The organism is Microcella alkaliphila (assembly GCF_002355395.1).
GTDB classification, from domain to species: Bacteria; Actinomycetota; Actinomycetes; order Actinomycetales; family Microbacteriaceae; genus Microcella; species Microcella alkaliphila_A.
In genome coordinates this window covers 2,436,949-2,459,797 of the sequence record NZ_AP017315.1, presented here as the reverse complement: position 1 = coordinate 2,459,797, position 22,849 = coordinate 2,436,949, and the positions used below count along the sequence as shown (strand labels likewise).

At 69.2% G+C, this 22,849-nt stretch carries 22 protein-coding genes; 16 read left to right on the top strand and 6 right to left on the bottom strand.

The genetic code is table 11. The annotated features are described in order from the left end of the window. The first annotated feature begins 32 nt into the window (after positions 1 to 32). The 11 genes from galE (at position 33) to istB (ending at position 11,411) form a co-directional block, all read left to right on the top strand. On the top strand, positions 33 to 1,016 hold the full coding sequence (gene galE, locus CPY97_RS12020) for a UDP-glucose 4-epimerase GalE (protein WP_096423038.1): 984 nt from the start codon (positions 33 to 35) through the stop codon (positions 1,014 to 1,016). A gap of 85 nt (positions 1,017 to 1,101) precedes the next feature. Then, complete coding sequence (locus CPY97_RS12015) at positions 1,102 to 1,377, top strand: type II toxin-antitoxin system prevent-host-death family antitoxin (protein ID WP_096423037.1); 276 nt, start codon at positions 1,102 to 1,104, stop codon at positions 1,375 to 1,377. Then, complete coding sequence (locus tag CPY97_RS12010; RefSeq protein ID WP_096423036.1) at positions 1,364 to 2,098, top strand: hypothetical protein; 735 nt, start codon at positions 1,364 to 1,366, stop codon at positions 2,096 to 2,098. The genes CPY97_RS12015 and CPY97_RS12010 overlap by 14 nt, the downstream gene beginning before the upstream one ends. A 65-nt stretch (positions 2,099 to 2,163) precedes the next feature. Then, positions 2,164 to 4,266: a DNA polymerase III subunit gamma and tau gene (locus CPY97_RS12005; protein ID WP_096423035.1), complete on the top strand. Its 2,103-nt coding sequence runs from the start codon at positions 2,164 to 2,166 to the stop codon at positions 4,264 to 4,266. Between the two features lie 3 nt (positions 4,267 to 4,269). Beyond that, positions 4,270 to 4,869, top strand: coding sequence for a recombination mediator RecR (gene recR, locus CPY97_RS12000; RefSeq protein ID WP_096423034.1), 600 nt, complete (start codon positions 4,270 to 4,272; stop codon positions 4,867 to 4,869). A gap of 145 nt (positions 4,870 to 5,014) precedes the next feature. Continuing rightward, the gene (locus tag CPY97_RS11995; RefSeq protein WP_096423033.1) at positions 5,015 to 6,280 is read left to right on the top strand and encodes an aspartate kinase; all 1,266 of its coding nucleotides are present in this window, start codon (positions 5,015 to 5,017) and stop codon (positions 6,278 to 6,280) included. Beyond that, positions 6,277 to 7,332: an aspartate-semialdehyde dehydrogenase gene (locus CPY97_RS11990; protein ID WP_096423032.1), complete on the top strand. Its 1,056-nt coding sequence runs from the start codon at positions 6,277 to 6,279 to the stop codon at positions 7,330 to 7,332. The genes CPY97_RS11995 and CPY97_RS11990 overlap by 4 nt, the downstream gene beginning before the upstream one ends. Positions 7,333 to 7,411: 79 nt before the next feature. Continuing rightward, positions 7,412 to 8,056 carry an SGNH/GDSL hydrolase family protein gene (locus tag CPY97_RS11985; RefSeq protein ID WP_231924098.1) on the top strand — a complete coding sequence of 215 codons (645 nt, stop codon included), beginning with the start codon at positions 7,412 to 7,414 and terminating at the stop codon, positions 8,054 to 8,056. A gap of 71 nt (positions 8,057 to 8,127) precedes the next feature. Further along, positions 8,128 to 8,940, top strand: coding sequence for an SGNH/GDSL hydrolase family protein (locus CPY97_RS11980; RefSeq protein WP_096423030.1), 813 nt, complete (start codon positions 8,128 to 8,130; stop codon positions 8,938 to 8,940). A 330-nt stretch (positions 8,941 to 9,270) separates the two neighbouring features. Beyond that, positions 9,271 to 10,599 (top strand): IS21 family transposase, encoded by a 1,329-nt coding sequence (gene istA / locus CPY97_RS11975; protein ID WP_096420762.1) that lies wholly within the window; start codon positions 9,271 to 9,273, stop codon positions 10,597 to 10,599. After that, on the top strand, positions 10,596 to 11,411 hold the full coding sequence (gene istB, locus CPY97_RS11970) for an IS21-like element helper ATPase IstB (protein ID WP_096420763.1): 816 nt from the start codon (positions 10,596 to 10,598) through the stop codon (positions 11,409 to 11,411). The genes istA and istB overlap by 4 nt, the downstream gene beginning before the upstream one ends. 503 nt (positions 11,412 to 11,914) lie before the next feature. Here the strand turns inward: istB and CPY97_RS11965 are convergent. Further along, positions 11,915 to 12,694, bottom strand: coding sequence for a sulfite exporter TauE/SafE family protein (locus tag CPY97_RS11965; protein WP_096423029.1), 780 nt, complete (start codon positions 12,692 to 12,694; stop codon positions 11,915 to 11,917). Between the two features lie 58 nt (positions 12,695 to 12,752). Here CPY97_RS11965 and CPY97_RS11960 point away from each other — a divergent pair, with 58 nt between their 5' ends. Together CPY97_RS11960 and CPY97_RS11955 are read left to right on the top strand one after the other, a co-directional pair. Next, a complete protein-coding gene (locus CPY97_RS11960) occupies positions 12,753 to 14,228 on the top strand; it encodes a malate:quinone oxidoreductase (RefSeq protein WP_096423028.1) in 1,476 nt (491 codons plus the stop codon). A 50-nt stretch (positions 14,229 to 14,278) separates the two neighbouring features. Continuing rightward, on the top strand, positions 14,279 to 14,818 hold the full coding sequence (locus tag CPY97_RS11955; RefSeq protein WP_096423027.1) for a hypothetical protein: 540 nt from the start codon (positions 14,279 to 14,281) through the stop codon (positions 14,816 to 14,818). On the opposite strand, the gene galK is transcribed toward CPY97_RS11955, so the two are convergent. After that, the gene (galK, locus tag CPY97_RS11950; protein WP_096423026.1) at positions 14,815 to 16,065 is read right to left on the bottom strand and encodes a galactokinase; all 1,251 of its coding nucleotides are present in this window, start codon (positions 16,063 to 16,065) and stop codon (positions 14,815 to 14,817) included. The two genes, CPY97_RS11955 and galK, sit on opposite strands and share 4 nt — an antisense overlap. Further along, complete coding sequence (gene galT, locus CPY97_RS11945; RefSeq protein WP_231923947.1) at positions 16,062 to 17,207, bottom strand: galactose-1-phosphate uridylyltransferase; 1,146 nt, start codon at positions 17,205 to 17,207, stop codon at positions 16,062 to 16,064. Before galT ends, galK begins: the two co-directional genes overlap by 4 nt. Before the next feature lie 80 nt (positions 17,208 to 17,287). Between galT and CPY97_RS11940 the strand changes: the two genes are divergently transcribed. From CPY97_RS11940 to CPY97_RS11930, 3 genes are all read left to right on the top strand, one after another. Further along, complete coding sequence (locus CPY97_RS11940; protein WP_231923946.1) at positions 17,288 to 18,106, top strand: DeoR/GlpR family DNA-binding transcription regulator; 819 nt, start codon at positions 17,288 to 17,290, stop codon at positions 18,104 to 18,106. 4 nt (positions 18,107 to 18,110) lie between these two features. Further along, the gene (locus CPY97_RS11935; protein ID WP_197702229.1) at positions 18,111 to 19,067 is read left to right on the top strand and encodes an aldose 1-epimerase family protein; all 957 of its coding nucleotides are present in this window, start codon (positions 18,111 to 18,113) and stop codon (positions 19,065 to 19,067) included. A 153-nt stretch (positions 19,068 to 19,220) separates the two neighbouring features. Next, positions 19,221 to 19,616, top strand: coding sequence for a hypothetical protein (locus CPY97_RS11930; protein ID WP_096423023.1), 396 nt, complete (start codon positions 19,221 to 19,223; stop codon positions 19,614 to 19,616). 38 nt (positions 19,617 to 19,654) lie between these two features. On the opposite strand, the gene CPY97_RS11925 is transcribed toward CPY97_RS11930, so the two are convergent. Genes CPY97_RS11925 through CPY97_RS11915 form a run of 3 tightly spaced genes read right to left on the bottom strand, consistent with a single transcriptional unit; the run spans position 19,655 to position 22,814 of the window. Then, the gene (locus CPY97_RS11925; protein WP_096423022.1) at positions 19,655 to 21,196 is read right to left on the bottom strand and encodes a tripartite tricarboxylate transporter permease; all 1,542 of its coding nucleotides are present in this window, start codon (positions 21,194 to 21,196) and stop codon (positions 19,655 to 19,657) included. Next, on the bottom strand, positions 21,184 to 21,834 hold the full coding sequence (locus CPY97_RS11920; RefSeq protein ID WP_096423021.1) for a tripartite tricarboxylate transporter TctB family protein: 651 nt from the start codon (positions 21,832 to 21,834) through the stop codon (positions 21,184 to 21,186). The genes CPY97_RS11925 and CPY97_RS11920 overlap by 13 nt, the downstream gene beginning before the upstream one ends. Next, positions 21,831 to 22,814, bottom strand: coding sequence for a Bug family tripartite tricarboxylate transporter substrate binding protein (locus CPY97_RS11915; RefSeq protein WP_096423020.1), 984 nt, complete (start codon positions 22,812 to 22,814; stop codon positions 21,831 to 21,833). Before CPY97_RS11915 ends, CPY97_RS11920 begins: the two co-directional genes overlap by 4 nt. Positions 22,815 to 22,849: the final 35 nt, after the last annotated feature.

Below are 22,849 nucleotides of genomic sequence, written 5' to 3'. Positions count from 1 at the left end.
CTTGGCGGCGAGCTATCCGGCAGGATTGACCCATGCGTGTTCTGGTGACGGGCGGCTCGGGGTATATCGGCGCGCATGTATGTCGGCTGTTGCGCGACCGGGGCGACACGGTGGTCGTGGTCGACGACTTCGTGACAGGCATCCGCGAGCGGGTCGCTGAGTTTGCGCAGCTCGAGCTGTCGCTTGCCGCGCCCGGGGCGGCTGAGGCGGTCGCCGATTTCGCCCGCGAGCACGGAGCCGAGGCGATGATTCACTTCGCGGGCCGCAAGCAGGTGCCCGAGTCGGTGGCGCAACCCCTGATGTACTGGAATGACAACGTGGCCGGTCTCGCCGCCGTTCTGCAGGCGTGCGGCTCGGCCGGCGTCGAGCGTTTCCTGTTCTCGAGTTCGGCGGCCGTGTATGGGGATGCGTCGGGTCACGTCACGGAGGACGCCCCCTGTCACCCGGTGAACCCGTACGGCGCGTCGAAGCTCGCGGGGGAGTGGCTGACGGCTGACGTTGCGCGCGCGACCGGGCTCAGGGCGACGAGTTTGCGCTACTTCAACGTGGCGGGTGCCGGCTGGCCCGAGCTTGTCGACACGGCGGTGCTGAACCTCGTGCCCATGGTGATGGAGCGGCTCGCCGCGGGTAACGCCCCCCGCATCTTCGGTGACGACTACGCGACGGTCGACGGCACGTGCGTGCGCGACTTCATTCACGTGCTGGATCTCGCCGAGGCGCACCTGGCGGCGCTGGACGCGCTTGCCGGCGCTCCCGCTTCCACCCACCAGGTCTTCAATGTGGGCACGGGCACGGGCATCAGCGTGCGCCAGGTGGTCGAGGGTGTGCGCGCTCGCTGGCCGCATTCGGCCCTCGACTCGCCGCCCGTTCCGGCTGCGGTGGTCGAGCCGCGCCGCCCGGGCGACCCGGCTGAGGTGGTCGCCGACCCCTCCCGCATTGCCGAGACGCTCGGCTGGCGGGCGACCCGAACCCTCGACGACATCCTCGACTCGGTGATCGCCGCCCGCGGTCAGTAGGCGCACCGGCGACGGCTGCGCGAGCGACGCAGTCCTCGATGACACGAATCTATGCATTACTGTGTATTTTTGCTAGTCTTGTGTCATGACCTCCATCCAGCCCCTGACGGTCTCGTCGACCGTCGCCGCCCGGCGCGGCGTGGGTTTCATCACGACTCAGGCCCAAGAGCGACCGGTCACGTTGACGAGCCACGGCAAGCCCGTTGCCGTCGTGATCTCTGCGGCTGAACGTGACGAACAGCGCCGTCTGCTGCGCGAGCTCGAACTGACGGTGCTGAGCGCGGCGGCGAACCTCGTTGCCGATCGGTCAACGATGGTCTCGGTCGAGGAGGCGAAGGGCCGGCTTCGTGCCGCCCGCTGATGAGTTGCCCGATGATCAAGCCGAGGTCGTCTTCACCGAACAGAGCATCGACTGGTTGATCGACAACGTCACCGAGCATCAGCGGGAAGACGTCGTTGACACCATCGTGGGACTCTTTCGTGCCCCACGGGGTAAACACCCGCTCTCGAACCAGAACGCCACGAACCTTGTCGGCTTCAACACGGTGGAGGCGGCGCAGCGCGAGTTCAGGATCATCTATCGGGTGACGGTGAAGAACGGCGTGGGTCTCATTGAGATCATCACGATTGGCCAGCGCCGAGACGGCGAGGTGTACTCGGCGGCCGACGCGCTGGTGCGTTCGGAAAAGCTCAGTGACGAGGAACAGACGCAGATTTGGGATGCGCTGACCCTCATCGACGAGACGAAGTCGCGCCTCGGTCTTGAAGAGTGGGACTACGTCGAGCCGCCGGCCCCCGAAGGCCTCGTGAAGGCGGCAGTTGCGGCGGGCTTCGATGACGAGTTTGTGCGGCTGCTGTCGAAAGACGAACTGGTTGTCGCGATGGAGTCGGCGTGGGAGGGCGGCGCATTCGACCCCGCTGCCGGGGTCGCGGCAGCCGTACAGCGGATCTCCACGAGCACGACCCCGGATCGCATCCTGGCCCTGCGGCGCGAAGACCGCTGCGGCGCGATCATGCCCAAACTCGGTAAGCCGTGCATTCGAGTGAAGGGTCACGCCGGCGCTCACCGGGGCAGCCGCTGACTGCCACCATCACCCTCGACTACATCCTCGACTCGGTGGTCGGTGCTCGCGACTACGCTTGAGCCGTGTCCACCGCCCTGTATCGCCGCTACCGACCCGAGTCGTTCGCCGAGCTGATCGGGCAGGCCCACGTCACTGATCCGCTGATGGCGGCGCTGCGCGGCGACCGGGTCAACCACGCCTACCTCTTTAGCGGCCCGCGCGGCTGCGGCAAGACGACGAGCGCCCGCATTTTGGCGCGCTGCCTGAACTGCGCCGAGGGCCCCACCGACACCCCGTGCGGCGTGTGCCCGAGCTGCGTTGAGTTGAGCCGGCAGGGCGGCGGCTCGCTCGACGTGGTCGAGATCGACGCGGCGAGCCACAACGGCGTCGACGACGCCCGCGACCTGCGCGAGCGCGCCGTGTTCGCCCCGGCCCGCGACCGCTTCAAGATTTTCATCCTCGATGAGGCGCACATGGTGACGCCGCAGGGCTTCAACGCGCTGCTGAAGATCGTCGAAGAGCCGCCGCCGCACGTGAAGTTCATCTTCGCCACGACCGAGCCCGAGAAGGTCATCGGCACGATCCGCTCGCGCACCCACCACTACCCGTTCCGCCTGGTGCCGCCCGCGCAGCTGCTTGAGTACGTCGAGCAGTTGGCGGCGAGCGAGAACGTCACGGTCGAGCCGGGCGTCATGCCGCTCGTGGTGCGCGCCGGCGGCGGGTCGGTGCGCGACACCCTGTCGCTGCTCGACCAGCTGATCGCGGGCAGCGACGCCGACGTGGTCACCTACGAGCGGGCGGTCGCGCTGCTCGGCTACACCCACGGAGCCCTGCTCGACGACGTGGTCACGGCTCTCGCGATGCAGGATGCGGCGGCTGCGTTCCAGGCGGTCGATCGCGTCATTCAGACGGGTCAAGACCCGCGACGGTTTGTCGACGACCTGCTCGAGCGGCTGCGCGACCTGATCGTGGTACAGGCGACAAACGACGGCGCCTCGGCGGTGCTGCGCGGTATCCCGCAAGACGATCTCGAGCGCATGCACACCCAGGCCGCCCACTTCGGCCCGGCGCAGCTGAGCCGCGCGGCCGACATCGTGAACCGGGCGCTGACCGAGATGACGGGGGCGACGTCGCCTCGCCTGCACCTCGAGCTCATGACCGCGCGTCTGTTGGTACCCGCCGCCGACGAGCCCGCCCGCGGAGCCCTCGCCCGCGTCGAGGTGCTCGAGCGCCGCGTCGGCGTTGACGGCCCGGCCCCCGCCGCCGGCGCCCTCTCTGCGGCAACCGCTCCTGCCCCGGCCCGAGCGGCAGCGCCCGCGCCTGCGCCCGCGGCTGCCCCGACGCCCGCCCCCGCGACAGCGGCGACAGCGTCCTCCGAACCCGCGGCGGCGCCGGCTGAAGCCTCCGCATCCGCGCCCGTGGCAGAGCCCGCCCCCGAACCAGTCGCCGCAGCCCCCGTCGACATCGACCGCATGCGCCAATCGTGGCCAGCGATCCTCGACCGCATTCAGCAGCAGAAGATGTCGTCGTGGACGGTCGTCTACACGGCACTTCCCGCCGAGCTGAACGACGACGTGCTCACGCTCGTGTTCACGAACGAGTCCGACGCGACGGCCTTCAAGCAGCGCGGCAACCCCGCCGAGACGGTCAGCGAGCACGTGCGGCAGGCGATTCTCTCCGAGCTGGGGCTGCGTGTGAAGTTCCTCGTGCGGGTTGACTCCGCCCGGGCTCCCCGTCCCGACGCGGCGGCACCTGCCGAGCAGCCCGCCGACGCGGAGCCTTCCCCAGCGGCGGTGTCGCGCGACGACGCAACGCCGACCGCCCAGCCCGTCGCCTCATCGGCCCCCGTCCCGTCCACCACGGCCCCATCGGCGTCCACTGCTCCGGTTACCGAGTGGGCAGTAGCCGCAATCCCCGGCGCTGCGGCCCCGGCATCCGTCGACGCCCCACCGGTCGACGACGAACCTCCCCCGGTCGACGAGGAACCCGAGCCAGAATTCGAGCCCGAGCCGCAGCCCGAGCGAGCCCCGCCACCATCCGTGCCACACCCCGCCGAAATGGCGGGCCGTCAGCGCTACGGGGAGGCGGTTGTTCGCGAGATACTCGGCGCCCGTTTCGTTGCGGAAGAGCAGCTCACCCCCACGGTCGTGCCCGAGGCGACACCACCCGATCCTGAGGGGCAATAAGAGATGTACGACGGCGTCATTCAAGACCTCATCGACGAATTCGGCCGCCTGCCGGGCATCGGCCCGAAGTCGGCACAGCGCATTGCCTTCCACATCTTGCAGACCGAGTCGTTCGACGTGACGAAGCTCGCGACCCTGCTCATGGATATCCGCGAGAAGGTGCGCTTCTGCGAGGTCTGCGGCAACGTGGCCGAAGAGGCGCAGTGCTCGATTTGCCGTGACCCGCGCCGCAGCCCCACCACGATCTGCGTGGTCGAGGAGGCGAAAGACGTCGTTGCGATCGAGCGCACCCGCGAGTTCCGCGGGCTGTACCACGTGCTCGGTGGTGCGATCAGCCCGATCGACGGCATCGGCCCTGACGACCTCCGCATCAGCCAGCTGCTGACCCGCCTCGCCGACGGCACGGTCACCGAGGTCATCATCGCGACCGACCCCAACCTCGAGGGCGAGGCCACCGCCACCTACCTGACCCGCCTGCTGGTGCAGCCGGGCCTCACGGTTTCACGCCTGGCGAGCGGCCTCCCCGTCGGCGGAGACCTCGAGTACGCCGACGAGGTCACCCTGGGCCGGGCCTTCGAGGGCCGCCGCCAGATCCAGCACTAACCCGTCGCCAGCGCGCACATTGCCGAGCGTGACGCCTCACATGTATGCGCGTGCATACGTGCCCAGTAGACTTGCGCCTCAGGCCGTCACCGTCGCCGTGCCCCCGCAGCACCCGCCCCTCCCGCACAGCCACCCCAGGAGCACCGTGAGCCTCATCGTGCAGAAGTTCGGGGGATCGTCGGTCGCCGACGCCGAAAGCATCAAGCGCGTCGCGAAGCGCATCGTCGAAACCCGCAAAGCCGGCCATGACGTCGTCGTGGCCGTCAGCGCCATGGGCGACACCACCGACGAGCTCATCGACCTCGCCCACGAGGTCACCCCCATGCCTGACCCGCGTGAGATGGACATGCTGCTCACCACCGGCGAGCGCATCTCGATGGCGCTGCTCGCCATGGCCATCAAGTCGATGGGCTTCGAGGCGCGCTCCTACACCGGCAGCCAAGCCGGCATGATCACGGATGCTCGCCACGGCTCCGCCCGCATCGTCGACGTCACCCCGGTGCGCGTCCGCGAGGCGCTCGACGACGGAGCGATCGCCATCGTCGCCGGGTTCCAGGGCTTCAACCGCGACAGCAAAGACATCACCACGCTCGGCCGCGGCGGCAGCGACACGACCGCCGTCGCGCTGGCCGCCGCCCTCGAAGCCGACGTGTGCGAGATCTACACCGATGTCGACGGTGTGTTCAGTGCCGACCCCCGGGTCGTGAAGCGCGCCCGCAAGCTCGACCGCGTCTCGACCGAAGAGATGCTCGAGCTGGCCGCCGCGGGCGCCAAGGTGTTGCACATTCGCGCCGTCGAGTTCGCGCGTCGCCACAACGTGACCCTGCACGTGCGCTCGTCGTTCACCCCGCTTCCCGGCACCCTTGTCGTGCCTCCCAGTGAGAAGGACACCATGGAAGAACCGATCATCACCGGAGTCGCCGGCGACCTCAGCGAGGCGAAGATCACCGTCGTGGGCGTGCCCGACACCCCCGGTATGGCCGCCGACATCTTCACGATCGTCGCCAAGACCGGCGCCAACATCGACATGATCGTGCAGAACGTGTCCCTCGCCGCCACCGGCCGCACCGACATCTCGTTCACCCTGCCGAAGGCCGACGGCGAGAAGGTGCTCACCGCGCTGCGAGCCGAGCAGCAGGACGTCGGCTTCGAGTCGCTGCAGTACGACGACCAGATCGGCAAGCTCTCCGTCGTCGGCGGCGGCATGCGCACAAGCGCCGGCGTCAGCGCGCAGCTCTTCACGGCGCTGAAGGAGGCGGGCATCAACATGGAGATGATCTCCACGTCGGAAATCCGCATTTCCGTCGTGACCCGCGCGGACATCCTCAACCACGCCGTGCAGGTCGTGCACACCGCCTTCGGCCTCGACGCCGATGACGAAGCCGTGGTCTACGCGGGGACAGGCCGATGAGCGCCGGCGTGCGCCTCGGTGTCGTCGGTGCGACCGGGCAGGTCGGCGCCGTCGTGCGGCAGCTGCTGCTCGACCGCACCTTCCCCCTCGCGGAGGTGCGGTTCTTTGCGAGCGCGCGCAGCGCGGGCACGAGCATCCCGTTCGGCGACCGCGAGATCGTCGTCGAAGACGCGTCGACCGCCGACCCGACGGGGCTCGATATCGCGATCTTCAGCGCGGGTGCGACCCTCAGCAAGGCGCAGGCTCCGCGGTTCGCGGCCGCCGGCGTGACCGTCATCGACAACTCGTCGGGCTGGCGCATGGACCCGGAGGTGCCGCTCGTCGTCGCCGAGGTGAACCCGCACGCCATCGGCGAGGCGCAGAAGGGCATCATCGCGAACCCCAACTGCACAACCATGGCCGCGATGCCGGTGCTGAAGGTGCTCGACCGCGAGGCCGGCCTCGAACGGCTCATCGTCAGCACCTACCAGGCGGTCTCGGGCGCGGGGCTCGCCGGCGGCGAAGAGCTGCTCGAGCAGGCGGCCGCCGTCGTCGCGCAAGACGCGATGGGGCTCGTGCACTCGGGTTCGGCCGTCGAGTTCCCGGCGGGCCACAAGTTTCCGAAGACCATCGCGTTCAACGTCATCCCGCAGGCAGGCAACTTCGTCGACGACGGCCTCGGCGAGACCGACGAAGAGAAGAAGCTGCGCAACGAGTCGCGCAAGATTCTCGAGCTGCCCGAGCTGCGGGTCAGCGGGCTGTGCGTGCGCGTGCCCGTCTTCACCGGCCACTCGCTGGCCATCAATGCCGAGTTCGCGCGGGCTATCTCGCCCGAGCGTGCCCGCGAGCTGCTCGCCGACGCCCCCGGAGTTCAGCTGATGGACGTGCCGACCCCGCTCGACGCCGCCGGCGCCGACCCGTCGCTCGTGGGCCGCATCCGCGCCGACGAGGGAGTGCCCGGCGGCCGCGGCCTCGCCCTGTTCATCTCGAACGACAACCTGCGCAAGGGCGCCGCGCTCAACGCGGTGCAGCTGGCCGAGCTCGTCGCGTCGACGAAGGCGGCCGCGGCGTAGCGCCAACCGCACACGCTGGCCGCGCCGAATACTCGATATGGATGCACGGAGAAGCCTTTCGACGCTCGCTGCGGTGGCGATGACACTCGGCGTGGCCGCCTGCGCGGCGATTCCTCCGGAGCCGACGGCCACGAGCATCCCGCCCGACGGGGATCGCCCCGTCGTCGCGTTCTACGGCGACTCGTACACGCTCGGCACCGGGGCCACATCCGACGCCGCCCGCTGGTCGACGATCATCAGCGCCGACCGCGGCTGGCGCGAGGTGAACCCGAGCGTCAACGGGCTCGGCTTCATCAACAACCGCACCGTCTTCGGCGAGGGAGACCTGCCGTCGATCATCATCGCGGCCGAGCCCGAGTTGGTCATCGTGACGATGGGTCTCAACGACAACTTCGCCTACGAACGCCGCCCCGACGAGCGCGACCGCATCCGAGAGCAGATCGGCATCGACCTTCAGCGGCTTCGCGACGGGCTGCCGGAGGCGCGTATTGTCGTCGTCGAGCCGTTCTGGTACACCGACGAGCGGCCCGAGAGTGTTGAGGTCATCATCGGCTGGGTGCGCGAGGGCGCTGAGGCGATCGACGCCGACTTCATCGCCGGGGCCTCCCGCTGGATCGAGGGCCGCCCCGAACTGATGGCCGCCGATGGCCTGCACCCCAACGACGACGGCTACGCGGTGATGGCCGAGCGCATGGACGCGGAGCTCGCAGCTCTGGGCTTGTAGTGCGGGTGGTCCGACCGTGGGCGGGACAGTGGAGGCGGGTATCCGCTCCGCCTCGCTAGGCTCGTCCCGTTATGGCGCTCGAGTCTCTGCCCCGCACGTACGCCGCGATTGGCGATAGTTTCACCGAGGGCATGGGTGACGAGCTTCCCGACGGAACGCCGCGTGGCTGGGCAGACCTGGTGGCCATCGGCCTTGCGCACGCCGCCGGCGAGCCGGTCGGCTACGCGAACTTCGCGATCCGCGGCCGCCTGCTCGGCCCAATCCTGGTCGAGCAGTTGCAGCCGGCGATCGAGCTGGGCCCGCAGTTGCTGACGATGAACGGCGGCGGCAACGACATCATGCGCCCGCGCGTGAGTGTGGCAGCGACGGCCGACCGCCTCGTGTCGGCGGCGGAGCGCGCGAGCGATGCGGGCATCCGTGTGGTGGTGGTGAGCGGAGGGAACCCAACCGATCACATCCCGTTGGGCCCGGTTTTTCAGCGCCGCGGCGACGAGTTGGCGGATGCGGTGCGCGCTCGCCTCGACCGCTCGCCGCACACGATCGGCTACGTCGACAATTGGAGCGACCCCGAGCTGCGCGCGCTGCGCTACTGGTCGATCGATCGCCTGCACCTGAACTCACTGGGGCACGCCCGCGCTGCCGCCAACGTGCTCGCCGCGCTCGAGGTGCCGGCGCCAGCGCCTGCTGAGGGCGCACCCGGCGGGTCTGGCGCGCCCCGCGTGCCCGGCTCGCTCGACGCCCCCAACGAACTGCAGCGCCCCCGAACCGCGGAGTATTGGCGCGAATACGTGTTGCCCTGGATCGGCCGCCGACTCACCGGCCGCTCGTCGGGCGACGGTCGCACCGCCAAGCGCCCCACTCTGGAGCCGATCGCCCCCGCATAGCGCGCCCGTTGTGGGCCCGCGGTCGCGCCGCGGAGCGCGCCCGTCCTGGGCCCGCGGTCGCGCCGCGGAGCGCGGTCGAGGCGATGGCGTGGACCCCCTTCGGCGCCTCGGTCACACCCTCGCGGCGACTTCCAAAGACGCGGAAAGGGCAACAGCCGTTCACCTTCGCTACCGTCGTGGCCGTGTGCCACTTTGACGGCGCTCACTGAAATTCCTCACTTCTGCTCATCGAAATTCCCCACCCTGGGTCGCTCCGCCACATGAGGCGGGCCTCCCTCGATGCTGGTGGTCTCTAACCACACACCAGCTTCCGGGGGAGGCCCTCTTCTCATGCTTTCAGAGAGGAGCAGCGTGGACATCCACGCTCTGAAACGGCAGGGGATGACGATCAGTGAGATCGCCCGCCGCACTAACCATGACCGCAAGACGATCCGTTCCTACCTGAACGGAGACCGCGCCCCGGGAGTCCGTCAGCGCGCGGCCCCAGACGAGTTCGACGGGTTCGTGGACTACGTCACCGCGAGGCTGACCGAGGACCCGCACCTCTGGGCCGCGACGCTGCTCGACGAGCTACGACCACTCGGCTTCGAGGGTTCGTATCCGACGTTGACGCGGCAGATCCGCGCCCGTGGCCTGCGTCCCGCGTGCACGGCCTGCGCGCATGTCACGAAGCGTCCGAACGCGGTCATCGAGCACCCGCCCGGGGAGGAGACCCAGTTCGACTGGCTCGAGCTACCCGACCCGCCCGCGCACTGGGGGTTCCCGACCAAGCGCGCGTACCTCCTCGTCGGATCTCTGGCGCACTCAGGGGTCTGGCGAGGCGTGATCTCCCCGTCGATGGATATCCCGCACCTGCTTGCCGCGATGACGACCCTGCTCGCCCTGCTGGGCGGGCTGACCCGGGTCTGGCGGTTCGATCGGATGGCGACCGTGCTGCACCCTGTCACTGGAGACCTCACCCCGATGTTCGCGGGGTTCGCGAAGCACCACGGCGTCCAGCCGGTGGTCTGCCGGCCGCGGTCGGGGAATCGGAAGGGCGTGGTCGAGAAGAACAACCACACCGCCGCGCAACGGTGGTGGCGGAACCTCCCCGACGAGCTCACCCTCGAACAAGCACAGGCGTCCGTGGAGACGTTCGCCGCCGGGCAGGACGCCCGCAAGCGGGAGGGCGAGCACGGAACCACGACAGCAGCCGCCATGTTCGCCGACGAGCGGCTGCGGCCGTTGCCGCCGGTGGTGTTCCCTGTGATCGTGACCGAGGAGCGGACTGCGACCCGGCAGGCGCTGATCGACTGGCGCGGGAACCGCTACTCCGTCCCGCCCGAGCTCGCCGCCGCGAAAGTCGTCGTCCAGCAGCGGCTCGGCGCCGCGACCATCGACATCGCCACCGTCTCCGGGACGGTCGTCGCCCGACACGCCGTCGCGCAGCCCGGGCTCGGGGTCACGATCCGCGACGGCGGGCACGTCACCGCGCTCGAAGCGATCGCTCTCGCGTCAGCGCCACCGGGGCGCCCGCACCGCCGCAAGGAACGCATCCCACCCGGCGCGGCCGCGCTGCGGGCGGCGCAGGTGCTGACCGGCACCGCCGCACCCACCACGACCGTGATCAGCCTGGCCGCTTACGAGCAGGCCGCGAAGAACAGGAACACCCTCCGATGACCACCACCACGACCACCTCGAAGACCGCAGCGTCCGTCTATCAGCAGCTCCGCAACCATCTCACCGACCTGAAACTCGCCGACGCCGCCGACGCCCTCCCGAAGGTCCTCGACCAGGCGCAGGCCGAGGGTTGGACCCTCACCCACGCCCTGGAACAGCTCCTGCAGATCGAGGTCACCGCGACCGACGCCCGCCGCCTCGCCGGCAGGTTCCGGTTCGCGAACCTCCCCACCGGCACCACCCTCGACGACTTCGACCTAGATTCCGCCAGCGGCATCGACCGCTCGCTGCTGGCCGAACTGGCCACCTGCCGGTTCCTCGACACCGCGACCAACGTGCTGCTGATCGGCCCACCCGGAGTCGGGAAGACACACATCGCAACCGGACTCGGGCATGCCGCGGTGAACGCCGGCTACCGGGTCTACTTCACCTCCGCCGCCGACCTCGCCGCCCGCTGCCACCGCGCCGCGATCGAAGGGAAATGGGCGACGATGATGCGGTTCTTCACCGGCCCCACCCTGCTCATCATCGACGAGCTCGGCTACCTCCCCCTGCCCGGCGAAGCCGCGTCCGCACTGTTCCAGGTCATCAACCAGCGCTACCTGAAGACCTCGATCGTGATCACCACGAACCGGCCCGTCGGCGCCTGGGGCGAGATCCTCGGCGACACCACCGTCGCCGCCGCCATGCTCGACCGGCTGCTACACCGCTCCGTCGTCGTCACCCTCGACGGCGCCTCCTACCGGCTCCGCAACCACCACGCCGCAGCCGACGAACTCCGCCGCGCCACCACCGGCACAAACCTGCGCTAACCTACCCACGCGACCTGGGGAATATCGACGAGCAACTCTGGGGAAATTCGCTGAGCGCCGTCAACTTCTCAGGAGTGCAGCCCCGCCACATCCGCAAACAAGCGGGTCGCGCTGCGCTTGGGCTGGTCTTCTCCTGAGAAACGTCACAGCCCGATGAGCGCACGGCTCCAGTGACCCCGTCACAGGGAGCCCCGCATCGTCACCTTGCATCGTCACCTCGCATCGACAACCCGAATCGACATCCCGCATGTGCGTTTCCCAGTGATGATGAACTCACCTCACCCGTTCCGCGTCTTTGGAAGGCGCGGGGGAGGGTGTACGCCCTCGCGGGAACTGGATCTCGCTCTTCTCGGGCGCGCGACCCCGCCGTCGTTCACCGTGCGCCCATACCGGAGTGACGGGCGCGGCGCGCGCACCCGGCCCGGCTAGCTCCGCGCGCCCACCCGGGCCCCACCAACCCCACGAGCCCGCGCCTGTCCGCGCAGGCCGATCCGGCGCGCGCTCTAGCCCTCGCGTTCGCGTTTCTCTCGGGCCTGGAGGCGGACCGCGCGTACGGAGAGTTGCGCGACGACCGCGACCAAGAGCATCCCGAACAGGATGCTCGACAGCGATGGCGAAATCAGGAACGCCAGCGAGACTCCCGCGCCCGACGCTGCGACCGCGGCCACCCCGACGACGAGGCCGTCGCGCAGGCGCACCAGCCTCGCCCGCAGGTTCGGGACCGTGCCAGACACAGCCGCCGGAATCATGGCGAGCAGCGACGTTCCCTTCGCCAGCAGATCGCCCATGTCGAACAGCGCGATGAACACCGGCACGGCAATGATGCCGCCCCCAATGCCGAACATGCCGGCCGCCAGCCCCATCACGAGTCCGAGGCCGACGAGCCCCAGCATGACGAGCGGCTGCAGCTCCAGCGAGCCCCCGCGCTCGGGCGTCACCAGAATCAGGTACACGGCCGCCGCCAGAAGCCCCACGATGAACAACCAGCGCAGCCACGCCAACGGCAAAGAGCGCAGCAGCCACGCGCCGATCGGAGCACCGACGATCGTGCCCGCGCCCACGAACATGGCCGCGACCCAGTCGACCTGCCCGCCGATCCCGTAGAAGATCGACCCCGCGATCGCGGTCGGCACGATGGCAACGAGGGAGGTGGCTGCGGCCTGGCGCTGGTCCATGCGGGCCCACCACAGCAGCAGCGGCACCATGATGATGCCGCCGCCCACCCCAAACAGGCCGGCAAGAAGTCCGCCGATCGCGCCGACGGCAAGAAGGGCAAGAATCACCCACCCACCCTAGGTGCCTCGGGCCGGAGGCCCAGAATTGAGCGGCTAAACTCGCTGCGTGAGTGACACCATCGACGTCGCCCTCATCGGCGGCGGAATCATGAGCGCGACCCTCGGCACCATGCTCAAGCAGCTGGAGCCCGAATGGGACATCCGCATCTACGAGCGCCTCGGCGAAGTCGCCCAAGAGTCGTCCAACCCGTGGAACAACGCCGGCACCGGCCACGCCGCCCTCTGCGAGCTCAACTACACGCCCGAGAAGCCCGACGGCACGATCGACATCACGAACGCGGTGAAAGTCAACGAACAGTTCCAGGTGTCGAGGCAATTCTGGTCGTACCTCGTGAACGAGGGCCTCCTGCCCGACCCGTCCGCGTTCGTCAGCGCCACCCCGCACATGAGCTTCGTGTGGGGCGAAAAAAACGTCGAATACCTGCGCAAGCGCTACGAGGCGCTGAAAGATCACCCCCTCTTCGTGGGCATGAAGTACTCGGAAGACCCGGCCGAAATCCACGAGTGGGCCCCACTACTCATGCCGGGCCGCGCGAAGAGCCAGCCCGTGGCGGCCACCTTCATCGCGTCGGGAACCGACGTCGACTTCGGTGCCCTCACGCGGATGCTCGTGGCGGCCCTCGAAGATCAGGGCGCGCAGGTGCGCACCGAGCACACCGTCACCGGGCTTAAGCAGAACAAGTCAGACGGCACGTGGCTGCTCAAGATGCGCCACGAAGTCGGCCACTCGCCCCTCGAGGTGCGGGCCAAGTTCGTGTTCGTGGGCGCCGGCGGCTACGCCCTTCCCCTGCTGCAGAAGTCGGGCATCCCCGAGATTCGCGGCTACGGCGGGTTCCCCGTCAGCGGCGAATGGCTGCGCACCGACAACCAGGCGATCGTCGCCCAACACTCGGCGAAGGTCTATGGCAAGGCGTCGGTCGGAGCCCCGCCGATGAGCGTGCCGCACCTCGACACCCGCGTCGTCGACGGCGAACGCTCGCTGCTGTTCGGCCCGTACGCGGGCTTCAGCCCCAAATTCTTGAAATCGGGCTCGCTGTTCGACCTGTTCTCGACCATCCGCTGGCACAACCTCGTGCCCATGATCCAGGTGGCGCTGCGCAACTTCGACCTGCTGAAGTACCTCATCGGCGAGCTGCTCGCGAGCCGCAGTGACCGCGACAACACCCTGCGCGAGTTCTTCCCGAACGCGAAGGGCGACGACTGGTACGAGATGGTCGCCGGCCAGCGCGTGCAGATCATCAAGAACGTTCCCGGCACGGGCGGCACCCTGCAGTTCGGTACCGAGGTCGTCGCCTCCGCCGACGGTTCGATCGCCGGCCTGCTCGGGGCTTCGCCGGGCGCGAGCACGGCCGCGCCCATCATGCTCGACCTGATCGAGAAGTGCTTCCCGTCGAAGCTCGACGAGTGGACTCCCCGCCTCAAGCGCATGATCCCGTCATACGGCGGCACCGTGTCGGCCGACCCGAAGCTCGCCGACAAGCTGCTCACCGAGACGGCGGAGGCCCTCGCCATCGCACGCTGAGCGTCGGGACGACTCGCACGAGGCGGGCGCGTGCTCGCTAGCCTCGACGCATGACCGAACTCGACGACCGATCGGATGCTCGCTTCGCGTCGATCGCGCGCCTCGCCTTCTGGACGACGGTCGCCCTCTTCGCCGCCCTCGCCGCGTGGTTGCTCGTCGCTGGCCCGCCCGAGGTGATCGGACACTTCGGCGCCGACAACGGCAGCCCGCGCTTCGACCCGACTCCCGTGTTCGTCGGCTACATGACGCTGATCGTCGCGTTCCTCATCGGGATCTTCGTGTCGGTGCCGGCGTTCGTGCGGCGTATCCCGATCGAGTTCGTCAACGTGCCGAACCGTCAGCTCTGGGACACGCCTGAGCGGCGCGCGATTCTCGCCCGGCGCATGGGCGCCGACATGTACCTGATGGGCGCGGTGACCATGTTAGTGCTGGTCGCTACGGTGGTGCTGAGCACGCTCGGCGGCCTCGGGCTGACGGCGCCCGATTGGGTGTTTCTCGTGATGATGACCGTCTACATGGTCACTCTCGGCGTGCTCGTGCTGGCCATGTTCCGCGGCGACCGCTACAACCCGCGGGCGCTGCCCGTCTAGTTGCGGGCCGCCCCATCGCTCGCCCGCACGACGAACGTGTCGGGCGCGGCGAAGCCGTGCTCACTGAACGCGTTGTCGACGGCGACCTGCACGCGCGACAGGTCGTCGAGCTTCACGAGCGCGATCGCCGCGCCGCCGAAGCCGCCGCCCGTCATGCGCGCGCCGATTGCGCCGGCCCCGACCGCGGTCTCGACGGCGAGGTCGAGCTCGGGCACCGAGATCTCGAAGTCGTCGCGCATGCTGCGGTGCGAGGCATCCAGCAGCTCGCCGATCGCGAGCGGGCCGCCGGGGCCGACGGCGACGGCGGACGAGCCGGAGCCGTCCTCGTCGGCTTCGCCGAGCATCCCGCTTTCGCCGCGCAGCGTGTCGACGGTGTCGAGCACGCGCTGGTTCTCGGTGACGACGTGGGCGACGCGGCGGTAGGTGACGTCGTCGAGCAGCTCGCGGGCGCGCGGCAGGTCGGCGACCGTCACGTCGCGCAGCGACTCGACGCCCATGGCGGCGGCGCCCCGTTCGCAGGCGGAGCGGCGCTCGCCGTAGCCCCCGGTCGCGTGCGAGTGCTTGACGCCCGTGTCGATGACGAGCACCACGAGCCCCGCCTCATCGAGGCCGAGCGGCACCACCTGCGCCTCGAGCGAGCGGCAGTCGAGAAAGACGGCGTGGTCGCGCACGCCGAGCAGCGACGCCGACTGGTCCATGATTCCGGTGGGCGCGCCGACGGCGATGTTCTCGGCCCGCTGACCCACGCGCGCGAGCGTGGGGCGGTCGAGCTCGAGTCGCCAGACGTCGTTGAGGGCCAAGGCCACCGCGCTCTCGATCGCGGCCGACGACGACAGGCCGGCGCCGACGGGTACGTCCGAGTCGATGAACAGGTCGAGGCCCGGCACCGCGCGCAGGTCGCCGCCGAACTCGTCGAGGCCGAGAGCCCAGGCGACGCCGAGCACGTAGGCCGACCAGCCGGACAGTTCGCGGCCCGCATCGTCGTTCGAGAGGCCGGCGAGAGCATCCAGTGAGATTTCGACCAGCTCGTCGGCGAACGTCGACGCAACCCGCATCATGCGGTCGTCGCGCAGCCCGACGCCGACGACCGTGCGCCGGTCGATGGCGAACGGCAGCACGAAGCCCAGGTTGTAGTCGGTGTGCTCGCCGATCAGGTTGACGCGGCCGGGCGCCGACCAGAGGCCCTCGGGCTCGCGGCCGAAGACCGCCTGGAAGCCGTCGCGGGTGTCGTCGCGGATGTCGGTCACCGCTGGTCTCCTTCTGTCGAAAAGGGGGATGCGCTGTCGGCGCTCGCGAGGCCGGTGCGGATGAATTCTGCTTGGCGCTCGGGCGTCACGTCGCCGATGAAAGCGCCCATGGCCGCCTCCGAGCCAGCGAGATACTTGAGTCTGTCAGCCGCGCGGCGCGGGCTCGTGATCTGCAGCATGAGGCGCACGCTGTCGCGGTGCGTGTGGACGGGGGCCTGGTGCCACGCGGAGATGTACGGCGTTGGGGAGCCGTAGAGCGCATCCAGCCCGCGCAGCAGGTGACGGTACAGCGGCGCCAGCTCGTCCTTTTCCTCGGTCGTGAGCCCCGCGAGGTCAGCGACGTGCCGGTGCGGCAGGAGGTGGATCTCGAGCGGCCACCGCGCGGCGAAGGGCACGAAGGCGGTGAAGTACTCGCCGCGGGCGACGACGCGCTCGCTCGCCTGCTCCGATTCCAGGATGCGCGCGAACAGGTCATCGCCGACCGCCGCGATCGAGCGCAGCACGCCCTGCGTGCGCGGCGTCACGAACGGGTAGGCGTAGATCTGCCCGTGCGGGTGGGGGAGGGTGACGCCGATTTCCTGCCCGCGATTCTCGAACACGAACACCTGCTCGATGCCCGGCATCGCGCTGAGCGCTTCGGTGCGCTGCGCCCACGCTTCGAAGACGGTGCGTGCGCGGCTGACGCTGAGCGAGCCGAACGAGCCCTCGTGCTCGGGCGAGAAGCACACGACCTCACACCGGCCGACGCTCGTGCGGGAGCGTTCGATGCCGATCTCGCTGAGGTCGTCGAGCCCGGTCGGCGCATTCGCGTCTTCGAGTAGCGGCCCGAAGCTGGGGGAGCGGTTCTCGAACACCGCGACATCGTAGATGTCGGGAATCTCGCTCGGGTTGGCGGGAGTCTGCGGCGCGAGGGGGTCCTGGTCGGCGGGCGGCAGGAAAGCACGGTTCTGGCGCGCGGCGGCGTGCGAGACCCACTCGCCGGTCAGCACGTCCTGCCGCATGATCGCGGTCGCGGGCCGCGGGTCGAGCGCGCGCTCGTCGCGCCGACGCTCGGCCGCCGGCGGCAGTGTCGTGTCGGCGTCGTCGACGTAGATCAGTTCGCGGCCATCGGCCAGCGTCGTGTGATGGAAGGCAATGGGCACTCCCCGATGGTACGGCGTGCCCGTTTCGACTTCATAAGCCGTATGCTTTCGATTTCGACAAGAATCGAAAGGGGATGCGCGTGGCCGCTGACACCGCAACGTCCCGACGCGACGCGCTCGCCGCATCCATCGCCCGCCGCGGGTTCGCGCGGGTGGTCGACCTCGCCCGCGAGGTCGAGGTCAGCGAGGTCACCGTGCGGACCGACCTCGCTGCGCTCGAAGCCGATGGTCGCATCGCGCGCGTGCACGGTGGCGCGATCCCGCGCACGGTCGAGTCGGAGCGCGAGTCGAGCCTCGAGAAGTCCCGCACGCGCCTCGCCCGCGCGAAGCAGGCGATTGCGGTCGAAGCCGCCGCCCGCGTGCGGCCCGGCCAGAGCGTGCTGCTCGACGTCGGGTCGACGACGCTCGCCGTCGCGCACGCGCTCGTCGCCCGACGCGACCTCGACGACATCGTCGTGGTGACCAACGGGCTAGCCGTCGCGCTGGCGCTCGAGTCGGCGATTCCGCGCTTCACGGTCGTCGTCACGGGCGGCACGCTCCGCTCGCTGCAACACTCTCTCGTGAACCCGCTGGCGACCACGCTGCTCGACGACCTGCGCGCGGACATCGCGATCATCGGCGCGACGGGGGTGCACGCCGAGCACGGGGTCACCAACGTCAACCTGCCGGAGGCCGAGGTCAAGCAGCGCATGGTCGCGGCGGCCGCGCACCGCGTGCTCGTCGCCGACTCGAGCAAGCTCGGCGTCGCGCACCTCGGCAGGGTCGCCGCGCTTGCGGACATCGACGAGCTCATCACCGACCAGGTGCCGAGTGTCACGACCGCCGTCTCGCCGCGCGCGGCGCTCGTCGATGCCGGGCTCTCCGTCACTGCCGTGCGCGTCGGGGCGGGTTTAGGCTGAGCCGGTGACCACCACCGACGCCACATCCTCCTTCGAGCCTGTTCCCGCCACGGGCGAGCAGTACCACCTGCACCACGACGGCTCCCACGGCCCGGTCGAGGCGATCATCACCGAGGTCGCCGCCTCGCTGCGGTCACTCACGGTCGACGGCCACGCCCTCGTGCCGGGCTACGACGAGAACCGCCTGCCGCCCTTCGGCCACGGCATCATCCTCGCCCCCTGGCCGAACCGCGTGCGCGACGGTCGCTGGATGCACGAGGGCTCCGCCCAGCAGCTCGACATCACCGAGGTCGACAAGAACAACGCCATTCACGGCCTCCTGCGTAACACCTCCTACCGACTGGTCGAGCGCACGGAGGACTCGGTGACACTCGGCGCCGCGGTCGTCCCGCAGCACGGCTGGCCGTTCCGCCTCTGGACGACCGTCACCTACCGCCTCACGGGCAACGGAGTGCGCGTGACGCACGAGGTGACCAACCAGGGAGGGCAGGCGGCGCCGTATGCGACGGGCGCGCATCCCTTCATTGCGGTCGGAGACCACGATGTTGAGACCCTCACGATCACGGCGCGCACCGTCGACCACGTCATGGTGGATGAACGGCTCAATCCGGTCGGAATGGAACCCTCCGCAGGCACTCGCTTCGACCTCGCGGTGGGGCCGAAGGTCAGTGACCTCGAGCTCGACGATGCGTGGCGTGTGGGCCGCGATGACGACGGCATCATCCGCACCGTGCTCTCGGCACTGGACGGCACCGAGACGGAGGTGTGGCAGGAGGGCGACTGGGAGTGGCTGCAGGTCTTCATTACGCGCATCTTCCCCGGGCCCGACGGCCCGATGACCGCGATCGCGGTCGAGCCCATGACGGCGCCTGCCGACGCGCTGAACTCGGGTCTCGGACTGCGGTGGATCGAGCCCGGCGCATCGTGGTCGGGGCACTGGGGCATTTGCCGGCCGGCGTAGACATTCGGCAAACGAACGCTCCTGCGGCACTCCGGGAACGGGGGGGTGATCGCCGATCGTCAACGGTGGTTGGATGGCCGAGGGGGCGGGGATGGCTCCCCGTGCGCATCTCGCGCACTTGTGAGGTTGGAGCCGCTCGTGAGTATCGCCCCCATGACCATTGCCCTCATCGCCGGCGGAGTTCTCGTCCTCGGGGGCGCCTTCGTCGCAGCACCGGCGCTCGGTGACATGCTCGCCCCCTCGCTGGCGAGCGACCAGCGCGTGATCCTCGGCGACGATGTCGAATACGGCGTCAACGCGGCGGGCGAGACGTACGGGAGCCCCATCGACGGCACAGTTCCGAAGCTCATTCCGGCGAGAGCCGACGAGGGAGTCATCGGGTACGTGCGTGTGAGCGAGCTCGACCAGCAGCGCAACCTCGCGAAGTCCGCGATCAGCGCCGACCAGACATTCCAGGTGGACGTCTACGAGTCGGACGGCGTCACCGTCGTCGGCACGCTCGCCGTGACGGCGGAGACACCCGGCGCGCGGGACGCCTTCAACAAGTAGAGCCCGCGCGACACGCGCTCGCGCGACAGGTTCCCGCGCTACACGCGCTCGCGCGCAAGCTCTCGCACCGCTGACCGGCGACGGCGCGAGTGCCGTGAGTGCTGGATCACGCTCAGCACCACCGTGGCGGTCAGCACCGAGTACAGCGCGATCGTGAGAGGCGAGGAGACGAGGATCCCCACGTCACCCTCCGAGACCGCGAGTGCCCGCCGCAGCTGCGTCTCCGCCATTGGTCCGAGGATGGCCGCGATGAGCACGGGGGCCAGCGGGATCGAGTAGTGCCGCATCGCGAAGCCGACGACACCGATACCGAGCGCCATCCACAAGTCGACGGGCCGGGACGCGATCGCGTAGACACCGAGCATGGCGATGACCGTGATGCCCGCGTAAAGGTAGTGCCGCGGGATCACGAGCAGCTTGGCCCAGATCGCCGCGAACGGCAGGTTGATGATGAGCAAGATGACGAGGCCGAGGAAGAAGCTCGCCATGAGCGGCCACACGAGGTCGCCGCTGCGCTCGAACAGCAGCGGCCCCGGCTGCATGCCGTACTGCTGGAACGCGGCAATCATCATGGCCGCGGTCGCCGAGGTGGGCAGGCCGAGGGCGAGGAGCGCTCCCATCGCGGTGCCGGCCGTGGCGTTACCCGCAGCCTCGGGAGCGGCGACGCCCTGGATGGCGCCCCGCGTGCCAAAGTCGGGGTCGTTACGCCGGCGGGCGAGACGCTTCTCGGTGCCGTAGGCGAGGAAGGTGGGCACTTCGGATCCGCCGACCGGGATCGCGCCGAACGGCACTCCGTAGGCCGTGCCGCGCAGGAAGGCGGGGAGCACCTGTCGCCACTCGCGGCGCGAGGGGAAGGGTGAGCCTTCGGGGTTGAGCGCCATCCGGGGAGCCGGGGTGCGTCGGATGTGCGAGGCCACGTGAATGACCTCTCCGATCGCGAGGAGACCCACCGTGATGACGATGATCGAGATGCCGTCGAACAGGATGGGTGAGCCCATCGTGAAGCGTTCGGCTCCGCTCATCCCGTCGATGCCAACGAGGGCGAGTGCGAAGCCGATGCCGAGCGCCACGAGGCCGCGCACGATCGAGTCGGCGACGACGGCGGAGATTGCGACGAAGGCAAAGACCGCGAGGGCGAAGTACTCGGCGGGCCCGAAGACTCTCGCGAGTTCCACGATGTACGGCGAGAAGAAGACGACGAGGGTGCACGCGATCATGCCGCCGATGAAGGCGCCGATCGCAGACGTGCCGAGCGCTTTCGCTGCCCGCCCGGACTTCGCCATGCGGTGGCCCTCGAACGTGGTGGCGATCGCTGAGGAGTTTCCTGGCGTGTTGAGCAGGATGCCCGAGGTGGAGTCGCCGAACAGACCACCGAAGTAGATGCTCGCGAACATGATGAACGCGCCCGTGGGGTCGAGGCTGAAGGTGACCGGCAGCAGGAGGGCGACGGCCATGGCGGACCCAAGGCCGGGGAGCACGCCTACGGCGGTGCCGAGGATCGCCCCGACGACGAGGAACATGAGGTTCGCCGGCGTGAAGGCGACGGCGAACCCTTCAAGCAGGCTGGCTAGTTGATCCACGAGAAGACTCCTTCGAGAATGCCAGGGGGCAGCGAGAGCCCCAGACCGGCGGAGAACGCGAGCTGAATGAGGGCGGCCATGAGCGCCGCGACTCCCACGTCGAAGACGGGGCGGGTGCTGCCGAAGGCCCACGAGATGACCCAGAACAGCAGCGTCGAGGCCAGGAGCCAGCCCAGCAGGGGCATGATCAGGATGAACGCGCTGAGGGACCCCACGACGATGCCGACGGTGCGCCAGTCGATGCCCGAGGCTGAACTCGATGGCGTACCGGAGGTGATCTCCTCGGGCGTCAGGACGCGGATCTCTGAGGTCAGGTCGATCGAACCGAGGTCGAGCAGCATCTCGTTCGACACCTCGGTCGGGTCCTCGGCGACGTGCGCTCGACGCTGGCGGCGCAACACGTCGATGCCGAGGGCAATGCCGATGACGTAGAGGAACACCGCGACGATCGTGGGGAAGAACTGCGGCCCGGGTGGCGCGACGCCGTCGGGCACCTCCATGGTCACAATGCCGACGGTGAGGCCGACGGCGAGCAGGAGGACCCCGGCGACGATGATCATCTCGCTGACTCCCGTGTACCAGCGGGGGAGGCGCTGCACCCGCAATGATCCCGTCGTGTGCGGCTCGATCTGAGTCACAGTCCCAACCCCCTCACGATCGCTTCGGTGCGATCACTCTCGTCTCGAATGAAGTCGGCGAATTCGTCACCGACCATGAAGCTGTCGACCCAGTTGTTGCGCTCGAGCGTGTCGGTCCACTCTTCGGTGGCGCGCAACTCGGTGACCATGGCGACGAGCTCGTCGTAGACCTCGTCGGTTATGCCGGGTGGGGCGACGTAACCGCGCCAGTTCGACATCGACACCTCGACGCCCTGCTCGCGGAAGGTTGGTACGTCGATCCCCTCCACGGGTTCGTGCGCGGAGATCGCGAGGGCTCGAAGGTTGCCGGAGTCGATTTGGTCGCGGAACTCGTTGTAACCAGACAGGCCGGCGGCCGCCGTGCTCGACAGCAGAGAGGTCACGACTTCGCCGCCGCCGGGGTAGGCGATGTAGTTCACGGTCTGCGGGTCGATCCCCGACTCGGCGGCGAGCATCCCGGCGAGCAAGTGGTCGATACCGCCGAGCGACCCGCCCGCGATCGCCGTTCCCCCAGCGTCATTCTGCAGTGCCGCGACGAAGTCCTCGAGTGTCTCGAAGGGCGAGTCCCCCGGCACGACGAGCACGTTGAAGTCGTCAGCGAGGCGCGCGATGGGCACCGTGTCGTCGAGCGACACGGCTGAGTCGTTGAGAATGATGCCGCCGAGCATGACCCCGCCGGTGACGAGCAGCAGATCGTGCCGGTCGCCCATCCCGACGACCTGACCGAGCCCGATGGTGCCGGATGCGCCGGGCACATTGACCACCTGGACGCCGCCCGCGATGCCGTTGATGCGCATCGCCTGCTGCCCTTCGCGAGCGAACGCGTCCCACCCGCCTCCCGGCGCAGCCGGCGCGACGAGGGTGATCTTCGTGCGCGGACTCGCTGCTCCCCCCGACCCGCTCGCGTTGATCGCCGCCAACACGAAGGCAAGGCTGGCGACAAGGGCAAAGGCGGTGGTGACGAGTGTTCGTCGGTTCATGAGCTCCTCCTGGGCTGACGTCGTTGTGGCCGCGG